7 protein-coding genes are annotated in these 12184 nt (G+C 43.5%); 6 read left to right on the top strand and 1 reads right to left on the bottom strand.

The window, feature by feature from the left end:
* Positions 1 to 1041 precede the first annotated feature (1041 nt).
* The 6 genes from AB4623_RS22340 (at position 1042) to AB4623_RS22315 (ending at position 11043) form a co-directional block, all read left to right on the top strand.
* The gene (locus AB4623_RS22340) at positions 1042 to 1974 is read left to right on the top strand and encodes a siderophore ABC transporter substrate-binding protein (protein ID WP_017061897.1); all 933 of its coding nucleotides are present in this window, start codon (positions 1042 to 1044) and stop codon (positions 1972 to 1974) included.
* A gap of 100 nt (positions 1975 to 2074) precedes the next feature.
* Positions 2075 to 3028, top strand: a complete 954-nt coding sequence (locus AB4623_RS22335; protein WP_017061896.1) for an ABC transporter permease — start codon at positions 2075 to 2077, stop codon at positions 3026 to 3028.
* Positions 3021 to 3971 carry an iron chelate uptake ABC transporter family permease subunit gene (locus AB4623_RS22330; protein ID WP_229647324.1) on the top strand — a complete coding sequence of 317 codons (951 nt, stop codon included), beginning with the start codon at positions 3021 to 3023 and terminating at the stop codon, positions 3969 to 3971. Before AB4623_RS22335 ends, AB4623_RS22330 begins: the two co-directional genes overlap by 8 nt.
* 12 nt (positions 3972 to 3983) lie before the next feature.
* Positions 3984 to 4748 (top strand): ABC transporter ATP-binding protein, encoded by a 765-nt coding sequence (locus AB4623_RS22325; RefSeq protein ID WP_010430471.1) that lies wholly within the window; start codon positions 3984 to 3986, stop codon positions 4746 to 4748.
* 309 nt (positions 4749 to 5057) lie between these two features.
* A complete protein-coding gene (locus tag AB4623_RS22320) occupies positions 5058 to 6083 on the top strand; it encodes an HD-GYP domain-containing protein (protein ID WP_372147400.1) in 1026 nt (341 codons plus the stop codon).
* The gene (locus AB4623_RS22315; protein ID WP_372147399.1) at positions 6076 to 11043 is read left to right on the top strand and encodes an ATP-binding protein; all 4968 of its coding nucleotides are present in this window, start codon (positions 6076 to 6078) and stop codon (positions 11041 to 11043) included. Before AB4623_RS22320 ends, AB4623_RS22315 begins: the two co-directional genes overlap by 8 nt.
* A gap of 94 nt (positions 11044 to 11137) precedes the next feature.
* Here the strand turns inward: AB4623_RS22315 and AB4623_RS22310 are convergent, their stop codons facing one another.
* Positions 11138 to 12028, bottom strand: coding sequence for a LysR family transcriptional regulator (locus AB4623_RS22310; protein ID WP_137001014.1), 891 nt, complete (start codon positions 12026 to 12028; stop codon positions 11138 to 11140).
* Between the last annotated feature and the right edge of the window lie 156 nt (positions 12029 to 12184).

Below are 12184 nucleotides of genomic sequence, written 5' to 3'. Positions count from 1 at the left end.
TGGGCTACCAGTTATATATTAAGGAACGCTCAAAAGTCCGCGCAGAGGAAGTCTAAAGAAAACATTACGTTAGACGGAATTTACGCTGAGCTTAGTGCTTAAGGTTCTGTCTATGATTACCTTTTAGTTTATTGACTGTTTTTTCGCGTGATAGTTGGTACCAATGGGTTTGTCGTGTTGTTCTGCGTGACATAACTGTGCCTTGTGTTTATTACATTTGTATTTAAGTGCTCGATCTATTCTGACTTCGCTGACAAAAGAGCAAATGACGATAGATCGGTAGTAGGATCGAATTTAAAAGCTATTGAATGACTATCTGGGTGAAAGCTGACGCAGAGATGGTGTAACGAGGGAATCGAGAACTGTCTATGTGGAACTTGGACTTACTTTAGCATTAACAGCTCTATAGATTAGAGCCAGGTGGCGAACTATACGCCTAGTTTTCAAAATTACAACCCTATTTTCAATTAAATTCAAAAATATTTTTGGGTGATTTACCATCGGTTACTGAAGGTTAAATGAGCGAAGGTCAGGGATTTGACCATGATATCTGACTGAGTCTTGGCTTTTCAGCTGTTCGTATTCGTTGTCATTAGTGGGTTTAATTGATCAGCTAATTTGGTGATGATTAAGTCTCTGTTGTATATGATCTTTACATTGTAAATTACAATCCATGATTTTGGGGTTCAGCGTTGTAATTACAGGGTTTTTGGGTGCTTTCCCCATCTGTTTTTTTCTTCAGGTTGATGAGTATTTTCCTCTTCGCGTCTTTTTGATATTTCTGATTCCTAATACCTCTCCTGACTACGCAAAATATGAATACTCACTTTTACATTTCTGAATAATAAAGTTGTTGTATCGCCAATTTAGTGCAAATATAATTGATAATAGTTCTCACTTGCGTTACAAGTTTGTTGTCAATCCAATGACAGACTTTAAATTATCGTTATTTAGCAGTTGTGTACGCCCCATGCTCGTCTATGAGTAATGTGACTTTCATTGTCATGAGTGGTGGTTTGTATCAATGGCAAAGGAAGAAACATGAAGAAAACAATCAATTCAGTTCGCCAGTTATTGAGCGGGCTTGCCATCGTTCTAGCATCATCATTCATGATGACCGCGCATGCGGAAACCGTCACCATTGAGCATGTGAAAGGCACAGCGCAGTTTACTGAAGTACCACAGCGAGTGGTGGTTCTAGGCCACGGTAGCTTAGACGTGCTCGATAAAATTGGTGTACAGCCAGTTGGCGCGCCTCATAGCTTGCTGCCTGATTACCTAGCTTCGTACAAAGATACGACGGCAAATACAGGCTCTTTAAGCGAACCTGATTTTGAAGCTATCTACATGTTGAAGCCTGACATCATCATCGCGGAAAACCGCATGCTTAAGGTTTACGACAAACTGGCACAAATTGCTCCTACTGTCATGTTTTCTATTGAAGGCGACAAGTACTGGGCTGATGCTCAGCAAAACTGGCGTGTGCTAGGCGACATCTTTGGTAAGCAAGCTGAAGTCGAAGCGATCATTAAAGAGACTCAAGCTTCTATCACAGCGGTAAACGACAAAGTAGCGTCTGACGAAACTTCAGCAATGATGCTAATGAACAACGGTAACAACATTGCGATGTTCAACAAAGGCAGCCGTTTCTCAATCATCTTTGATGACTTTGGTTTCGTGGAATCAAAGAGTGCAACTGTGGCTCCGATCAAAGGAACACACGGCAACCTAATCTCTTTTGAATACATTGCTGATGCAAAACCGGAAGTGCTTTACGTGCTTGACCGCGAAAAAGCGATTGGCAAATCAGAAGGTCGCGCTCAACAACTGTTTGATAACCCACTGGTTGCGGCAACACCTGCAGCGCAGCACGGCAATATCGTTTACCTTGATTCAAGTGCTTGGTATTTGGCGGGTGGCGGTGTGACAGCGATTCATAGAATGCTTAGTGACATTGAACGTACGATTCAATAGTTACTAACCATCAGATTTTCGGGCTTATAAGAGTGTTCTTATAAGCCCTTTTTCACTTTTTTATACGGGCTACCCGAGACCTATCTTTAGTATTATTCCTATGTTGAAACCCATTGCAGCTGCTGTATTTCTTGTTGTGTTATGCGTTGCGTCATTGATGATTGGAGTCGCTGAAATCAGTTTTAGTGACTTCTTCAATGGCAACCAACACGCCAATTCTATTTATATTGTTAGTCGGATTCCTCGACTACTCGCGATCGTGCTTGCCGGAGCGGGATTGAGTGTTTCTGGCTTGATCATGCAGCAAATCGTACAGAACAAGTTTGCCGCGCCTTCGACGATGGGCACCATTGACTGTGCGATGTTGGGTTACATTGTCGGCATTCTAGTGCTAGGCAATGCTGCGCAATGGAGCTACTTAGGCTTTATCTTCGCGTTTGCAGTGTTTGGCACCATGCTATTGGTTCGCTTCCTACAACACCTCAAGTTTAAGAACGCGGTATTGGTGCCTTTGATTGGCATTATGTATGGCAACGTTGTTTCGTCTCTAACAACCTTTATTGCTTATAAGTACGACTTAGTACAAACCATGTCGGCATGGACTATGGCGAACTTTGCGAGCGTGTTGCAGGGCAGCTATGAAATCCTTTATCTCGCGGTGCCTGCTTGTGTATTGGCTTACTATTTCGCGAGCCAGTTCAGTGCGGCGAGCATCGGTGAGAGCTTCGCGAAAAACATCGGTTTGAATTATCAGAAGATCGTCTTCATTGGTGTTGCGTTAGTGGCTATCAGTGCCTCCTCTGTGGTGATGATCGTTGGTGTTATCCCATTCCTTGGCCTTATCGTGCCGAATATCGTGTCGCTGATGATGGGCGATAACATGAAGAAGATTCTGCCTTGGACTGCCTACTGGGGGGTGATCTTGGTGTTGGCTTGTGACCTGCTAGCTCGAATCGTCATCTTCCCTTATGAGATTCCAATCTCGATGGTAATCAGCATCTTTGGTGGCATGATTTTTATTTACCTAATCATGAGAGACAAGTCGAATGCGTGATTCAGTAAAAATTGCGATTCTGGCTATCGCGTCTTTGGGTATGACAGCGCTATTCATCGGGCAGGGGCTGACGTGGGATAACTACGAGTTCTTCTTGTCTCTGCGATTACCAAAACTGTTGTCGATTGTGTTGGCGGCGGTAGCGATTTCTGCATCGTCATTGGTTTTTCAAACCATTACTAACAATCGAATTTTAACCCCATCCATCTTGGGTTTTGACAGTTTGTACATGCTGGTTCAAACGGTGCTTCTGTTTGTATTTGGCAGTACCAGTTTCTGGGTGATTGATTCCATCGCTAACTTTTCGTTGTCTGTGACTGTGATGATCTTGTTCTCATTTGCCCTGTTCCACTTCTACTTTAAGAGCAAGCGAAACAACGTATTTACACTGCTGTTGATTGGTATTGTGTGTGGCAGCGTATTCTCGAGTCTGTCTAGCTTCTTAGCGATGTTGATTGACCCGAACGAGTTCGCGGTGCTGCAGAATGTGATGTTCGCAAGTTTCAATAACGTGAAAGGCGAGTTGGTTTACCTCAGCCTTATTCCTTTGGGTTTGAGCTTGCTTGGCCTTTGGTTGTTAGCGCCTAAGCTTGATGTACTTTGGCTTGGTGTTGATAACGCAACAAGCTTAGGCGTGAACACCAAGCGACTGACTCAGATTACCTTGGTGATTGTGTCAGTGATGGTCGCGGTATCGACTGCTTTGGTTGGCCCAGTGCTGTTCTTTGGTTTAATCACCGTGAGCTTAGCTCGTCAGATATTCAAATCTTATCAACATCGTGTGCTTATCATCGCAAGCAGTTTGTTAGCGGTCGTTCTATTGGTTTCAGGCCAATGGTTTATCGAAAAAGTAATGGCGTTTGAAACCACAGTGAGTGTGATCATTAACTTGGTCGGCGGTTTGTATTTTATGTTCTTGTTGTTACGCACCAGAATTCAGTAAAGGTAGTAAGTAGTGATTAAATTAACAGGTTTAAGTAAGAAGTATGGCAAGACACTTGTGGTGGATGATGCCAGTGCCATGTTCCCGAAAGGCGAAGTAACTTCTATCATTGGCCCAAATGGTGCGGGTAAAAGTACGCTGCTTTCAATGGCGAGTCGCTTAACAGACAGTGACGCGGGTGAAGTGGTTATTGGCGATAAGTTACTGGCTGAGTGGGATACCAAAGAGTTAGCGAAGCACCTTGCCGTGTTAAGACAATCAAACAACATCAATATGCGATTTACGATTCGTGAGTTGGTCTGTTTTGGGCGTTTTCCGCATTCCCAAGGTCGCTTGAAAGACGAAGATCATAAGATCGTCGATACAGCGCTCGAACACCTTGGCATTACCGATATCCAAAACAAATACCTTGATGAGTTGAGTGGTGGTCAGCGTCAAATGGCGTTTATCGCGATGGTTGTGGCACAAGATACGGATTATGTGTTCCTAGATGAACCACTGAACAATCTTGATATTAAACACTCTGTTGAAATCATGCAGACGTTGCGTCGTTTAGCGCATGAGTTCAATAAAGCGGTCGTTATCGTGATTCACGACATCAACTTCGCGTCTTGCTATTCAGATAACATTGTCGCGATGAAGAAAGGAAAAGTGGTTAAGTCAGGTAAGGTTGCGGAAGTGGTTGAAAAATCAGTGATGGAGTCGATTTACGAGATCCCATTTGAGATTCGTGAGTTCGATGGTGTTCGAATCTGTATGTATTACTCTGGTCGTTAGATTACTGAATAACTCGGTTGTTTTGCTTTCTAGCCGTTGAACGAAAAGAGCTCCCATATGAGGAGCTCTTTTTGTTTTCGGATAGTATCTGTGTTGTTAGTGAAATGTTGCAATGCAAAGGTAATTCCCCTTGTATATTAATAACTTAACTGACGTAATATTGACTGGTCGTACTTCTAATAACGCCAGTTTGAAGTCACTCACAGATCTACTCTTCATTTTTGAAAATCAATTGCTTTTTTTCTGCTTAACCTCTGAAAACCGTTCTACACTATGGTTATAACTGTTTGATTTGTATACGAGGTATCAATGAGTCGGAAACCCATAGTGTTAGTCGTGGATGACACCCCAAGTAACTTGGATGTGTTAACGGCAATACTCAAAGATACCTATCAAGTGAAAGTGGCGATTAACGGCACCATTGGTATCAAGATTGCGAAGATGGTGCCGCAGCCAGACCTTATCCTCCTTGATATCATGATGCCTGACATTGATGGTTACGAGGTTTGCCGCCAACTTAAAGCTCAGCCGAATACGGCTCACATTCCTATCATTTTCGTGACCGCCACAATTGGTCCAGAAGCCGAAGTGAAAGGCTTGTCTTTAGGTGCTGTCGATTACCTAACGAAACCAATTACGCCTGAAATCGCGCTCCAGCGTGTCAAAACCCACATCGCGTTGTATGACCAACAACGAGCGCTGTTCCATCAAGTGAAAGACAAAACCGTCGAGATCAACCTAGGTAAACTTGAGACGCTCAATATCTTAGGGAGAGCAGCGGAATTTAAAGACAACGAAACGGGTATGCACGTTAAGCGCATGAGTCACTACTGTGAGGTGCTAGGCAAGGCGTTGGGCATGACTGACGAAGATGCCGAAACGCTCCGTGACGCGGCGCCAATGCACGATATTGGTAAGATAGGTATCCCTGATAACGTGTTGCTTAAGCCCGGAAAACTCGATGCGGAAGAGTGGGCGATCATGCAGAAGCACGTCGAGTATGGTGTGGAGATTTTAGGGCAGCAAAGTGATTCAAAACTGATGCGCATGGCGATTCAAGTGGCGCAGTGTCACCATGAGAAATGGGACGGCTCTGGTTACCCGAGTCAAGTGGCAGGGGAAGATATCCCACTGGTTGGCAGAATTGCTGCTGTGGCTGATGTGTTTGATGCTCTAACGGCAGAACGCCCTTATAAAAAAGCTTGGAGTGTCGAAGATGCTTTGGCTTTAATCACTGAGCAGAAAGGTAAGCATTTTGACCCGACTATCGTTGATCTGTTTTTCATTAAATTGCCAGAGATTCTAGAGATTAAAGAGAAGTTCAAAGATGAGTGACCTCTGGCAGATGTGGGGTAAGTGGGGTAAGCGTTATGTCACCGCCATAATTTTGTTTGTTGTATTCGTTGTTCGTGCCGCTAGCGTTAACGCTGAGGCTGCTCCGGATCAACAACCAAACCTATGGCAAGATCCTGATCGTGAAATCACGTTTGTTACACTATCCAGTCATTATCCTTACTCATTTATTGGTGATGACGGAAAAGTCGACGGGATTATTCGAGATTGGGCTTACGATCTTGAAGAGCGTTTCAACGTAAAAACCAACTTCATCAGCGTAGATTCTCATGCTGAAGCAAAGCAAGCTTTGTTAGACGGGAAAGGCGATGTGTTTCCGTTTCAACAGTTTGATCCCAGCGAAGGAGGACGTTTCCTTCAAACTGATCCTTATATCTCGTACCAAATTGCCGTCATTCTTCCTACCGAAGATCATCTCAATAATAAAATAGAGCAAGAGGCCAAAAGGCGAATTGCCATGGTTCGAGAAAGCATCGACCTAAAGCGATCTGGCGTGCAGCTTAGTTCGATTGAGAGAGTTGAATTCGATACGGCCATTGATGCTATTCGTGCATTAGAAGATGGGTCGGTTGATGGCTTACTGGCTGAACCTGTAACCACCATGGATCTTGCTCATAAAAGCGGAGTCGAGAATTTAGCGGTCAACCATGTACTTGATCGCTGGAAGAACATCAAAGCAGCCATGGTTATTCGTTCAAACGACAATGAGCTGCTTAACTTATTGAATCAACAGATTGCAACGTTTGATATCAGTAAAAAGAACCGCATTTTATCTAAATGGTTAGATGACTCGCCTTATCGCTCTCCCATTAAAGGTGTATTTGGATTCGGCAACCCGCCTTACATGTATCCAGACAGTACTTCTGTTGGCTTAGAGCATGACATTATGCAAAGGGCATTGAACGATATGGGGTATCGATTGGGTGACGTTGTCACTTTGCCTCGTACTGCAGCTCGTCAAGCTATCGATAACAACAACTCAATATCATTTGTTTCTGGCGTTCAACGTGATGACTCTTCATTGCACTTTGTCAGTGACAAGGTGATGGATGTTGATTTTGTGCCAGTGTCATTAAAGAGGCGTAAGCTGGATTTGAAGTCGGCAAAAAATTTGTCCTTAGGTGCATTGTTGTTCGATGAAACATCGCCGATTAAAAACTCCGTAGAAGTGTTGGAAAGCCAATTGAGCATTGATCGGATAGATGATCTCGACAGCTTAGAGTCGGCGTTTTCCCAACTGAGAGCTCAAAATGTTGATCTCCTGATGGTAGAAAGGCGCGTGTTAACCTGGTTTGTCACCAATACCCGGTTTATTGAAATGCGCGAGATTCAGATCCATGAAGATTATAAAGTCAGTTATCCCATCTACGTGGATTTCAGGGGGGCTGAGCTAAGAGACCGCTTCAATGCCGCATTGGCAAACCTGAAAAGGGAAGACGGGGAGTTTGAGCCAATTCTTAGAAGACAAATTAAGAACGACCTGACTCCGGTTCTGAAGAAGGCCGATATTATTGCTCAAATCTCAGCGTACTTTATTGTTAATGATCGCTTTGACGAATTGCCTAAGATTTTTGACATATTTGATGCAGATAATACTTTCATGGTTATTTCGGCACTGGCTGATAATAATAAGCGACCGCTTGAATCTTGGTTCCTAGGAGATGTATCAACGCCATCATTGGACAGGAAAAACACCTCTAAATTGTCATCCGTAACGAAAGGCGTTGGCTATAAAACGCAGACGGGCAGCACCAATGCTGGGTTTATGACGTTCTATTTCGATGTGGATTCCGTGGAAGGAAGTTATGTTTATTTCCCTGCCATTGAGCAGTTTGATTCATTCGGAGATGGTGCAAAACGTTATATTTCAGATGTTTATCAATCGAACAGTTTAGCCGGTGAACTTCTTAATCTTAGTCAAAATGAACGTCAGTGGATAAAATCTCATCCAGTATTGAAAATCGGTATTGATCCTAACTCTTTGCCTTATGAAGCCGTATCGAGCAAAGGGGAATACATCGGCATGATCGATGATTACCTAAAGCTGATCGAGCAGAAAACAGGTTTACGCTTGGAACATGTTGATGTCGGCAGTTGGCAGGAGACTCGACGACTCGTTGACCATAGAAAAGTGCACCTTGTGTCGGCCGCTGTGGAGAATCGTTCGCTTGGCGAGGGCGTGAAGGCGGGTAAGCCGTTATTTTCTAGTCGTTTGGCTATTGCCTCAAGTCGAGATGTGAACAGCCTTGTCTTAGAAGAAGCTGCAGGTTGGAAAATAGGTATTTTAGAAGGGGGAGCCAACACAGAAGCTATTGTGGATAGTTACCCTGAGATCAATTGGTCGATGGTGTCATCGACTAATGATGGATTAGAGCTCGTCGAATCGGGTGAGTTTGATGCGATGATTGATACCGTTGACGTCTTAAATTACTTAATCGACTCATTTGGCTATCGAGGAATTGGCATCATCGGTCGATTAGACTTCTTCCTGTCGCCAACTCTGCATGTCATCAAATCTGAACCTTTGCTGTTGTCTATTGTGAACAAAGCGATAGGCAGTATCTCAGCTGAAGAACACCAGAAGATCTCTGCAAAATGGGCTGCACCCAAAGCGATAGAAAGAGTTGATTATCAATTGGTTTACACCATTTCGGTTTTTTCTCTGGTGATCCTTCTTCTTATTATTTTCTGGAATCGTAAATTAGCGAAGCAGATCAGTATTGCTAAGGAAGCGACCGAAGCTCTGGAAAAGGCGCAGAACCAACTCTACAACATGCTAAATAGCTCTCCAATTGCAGCCAGCGTGGTATTTGAAGAAGAGGTTCGTTACGCGAACGATACGGCAAAACGTTTGTTTGGCGTGGAAGATCAGGCGTTGTCTTCTATCGACGTTGCCGCTATCCATGACTCGCTGAGCGTTCGTGATGGCGTGCATGAAGAGCTCGACCTTAACGGTAAAGTTGAAAATAGGGAGTTGGTACTCAGAAAGTCTGATGGAACCCGATTTGTTGCTTTGGTCAGTTACTATCTTTTTGAGATTGATGGGGAAGTCGCCACACTATTTTGGGCATTCGATATTTCAGAAATGAAGCGCCTTAACGAACAATTGGAAGAAGAAAAACAGAGAGCCGATTTGGCGAGCCAAGCTAAATCGGAATTTTTAGCTAATATGAGCCATGAGATAAGAACCCCAATGAATGCCATTATTGGCTTGTCTTATCTGGCGATTGGCGAAATATCTAATCCTGTCGCTCGAAATTATATTGAGAAAGTGCACCGTTCTGGCCATTCGTTACTCGGTATCATCAATGACATCCTTGATTTCTCAAAGATAGAAGCTGGACAACTTGTTATTGATAACGTCCCGTTTGATCCCGTAACGACCTTTAAAGATGTGATTGAGCTGATGGAGTCGAAAGCGGCTGAGAAGCAGCTCAATTTGTCGATGGTCATAGACTCTGAGTTAGACACGCCATTGCAAGGCGATCCATTGAGGTTGTTCCAAGTCATACTCAACCTTGTGGGTAACGCGATTAAGTTTACGGAAAAAGGCAGCGTAGCGTTAACGGTGGAGCATGTTGACTCGAACGATAGCAGTCTAACCATGAAGGTGAGTGTGATGGATACCGGGATAGGCATCTCGGATGGGAACCGTCACAAGCTGTTTGAAGCCTTTAGCCAAGCGGATACCACAACGACACGTCGGTTTGGCGGTACAGGGCTTGGACTCAACATTAGCCAGAAATTAGTGCATGCGATGGGCAGTCAAATTACGGTGGAGAGTGTTTACGGGCAAGGCAGTGAGTTCTCCTTTGTACTGACATTGCCACGATCAAGCTCGGATGCGTTAGCCGACTTCAAAGCCCAAGAACTGCAACTGGATTACCAGATAGAGTTCAAAGGCCAAAGAGTGTTATTGGTTGAAGACAATGAGCTGAACCAAGATCTAGCCTTAGCATTTTTCAGTCGCTCTAAATTAAATGCCGATCTTGCTGAAAACGGAAAGGAAGCGCTGGAGTTAGCTAAAAACAACGACTACGAAATAATCTTCATGGATCTTCAAATGCCGATTATGGACGGCTTTGAAGCTACCCGTTTGATTCGTGAATTCGATATAGATGTACCGATTATTGCAATGTCAGCCAATGTTTTTGCTGATGCGAAACAACGAGCGAGGGAAGCGGGTGTCACGGACTTCTTAGACAAGCCTATTGTTATTGATAAAGCGATGTCTCTGATTACTCGATACATTGTTCCTGAGGTATTAGTTGAAGGTAGAACGCATTCAGATGCGATACAGACAGGTGATTCTGATGAGAGTGCGGAATTACACTCTGATACTCACATAAAACCGCCTGTTTTCTCTCAGTCGAGGTTTGAGCAACTGACTTATCATGATGTGAAACTGCAAGCCAAAATGCTTGATAGGTTCTGCAAAGGATCACCAGACATGATGTCGGATGCTTTTGATAGCTTAGTACAAGGCGAATGGGAGACGTTAGAGCGTAATCTACATACCTTAAAAAGCATGGCAGCTTCGATTGGTGGGTTGCGATTGGCAGAGTTACTCAGTGATTTAGAAAGCAAAGCTCATAACAAGGCGTGTGATGAAGAGGATCTTAAACAAGGTGAGCTTGGGTTAATTGAACTGATTAAAGCAGTTGAGATCAGCTTTGATGTGCCTGGTGCCAAAGGATCTAATACGACAAGTTCTGAAGTAGCCGATGTGAGTCTTGCTGATACCTCTGACTCACCGAGCATCACGTCAGAACAGCATGCTCAGTTGCTATCACTGCTGGATGTGTATGATAACGATGCAACTCAATATGTGACTGAGTTACTGGCACAGTATCCACATTCTGTTGTTCTTAAAGATGTTCAAAGTGCGTTAGATAATTATGACTTTGAACGAGCCAAAGAGGGGCTTGGCGCTTCTGAGTAGTTGTCTTTTATAAATATCACTTCAACATTAAAGCCTTTAGCTCTTACAGCGAAATAACGCGCTAGCTAAAGGCTTTAAATCTATCTATACCGAACTAACCACTCACATTCTGTTTGATCAATTCAACAACCGTATCGTATCGGTGCGGCAGTTTTCGGTTTCGTTTTTGAACCAGATACAACGTTTCCTCAACTTCTACCTTTGGCGGCACAACGTGTAGCTTGTCTCTATCTGGGAAGTGTTCAACCGCGCCAGCCGGTAACACGGTAAAACCTAATCCTTTTGATACGGGTAGCAAGATCTGGTGAAGCTGATTGATGTAGCCAGATCTTGGTATCTCATTAACGTTGATGTTCGCTAAGTCTTTATCTCCGCAAAGGTCGAAATACAAAGACAGATAGTGTGCGGAATCTGGGTGGGCAATAAGGCCAATGTCGTTCAATACTTGCGGCGTTATCTCTAAATCAGCAAGGCTGTGGTGAACAATAAGACACAGTGCTTCTTTACCGATGACTTGGCTTTGGTAGTAGCTGTCGTTCGGGGAATGTCTAACAATGCCGATATCGGTAGTGCCTTCACTTAGGTCATTCAATATCTTTTTGTTTGGAGCTGCTTCTAAGTTAATGCTGAGCTCTTGGTGTTGCTGCTGAAGTTCAAGAAGCTTGGGATACAGACGCAAAGAGAGTGAACCAGAGCAAGACAAGTGACATTGCCCAGCATAAGGATTATCAAAACTCAGAGACTCAAAAATATCTTCTTGGTCTTTCTCTAGTTTGAGCGCATAGCGATACATAATTCGACCTTGTTCGGTCAGCTCGAAGCTCTTATTTTCTCGAGAGAGCAGGTCACAATTACAAGCTTGTTCAAGCTTCTTGATGTGTTGGCTGACTCCAGGTTGTGTCATGTACAACTTTTCGGCCGTTTGGGTGAAATGACCAACTTCAACCAGAGTCTTAAACGTATTGAGCCAAAGTGGATTAATCATACTCACCTTCAAATACTAAAGCCTATAAATAACAAAGCCAATAAATAACAGAAAATTATTATTATCTTAAGTAATGATAATTTCAACTCTATCGTCTTAAGTAACGCTAATCAAAGTCATATGTTGGTAACACTTTATATTGGTCTATTGGTCTAT

It is taken from the genome of Vibrio sp. 10N.222.52.C12, from assembly GCF_041474215.1.
GTDB lineage: Bacteria > Pseudomonadota > Gammaproteobacteria > Enterobacterales > Vibrionaceae > Vibrio > Vibrio crassostreae_C.
The sequence above is the reverse complement of the archived record's forward strand: the minus strand, read 5'-3'. Positions and strand labels throughout refer to the sequence as shown.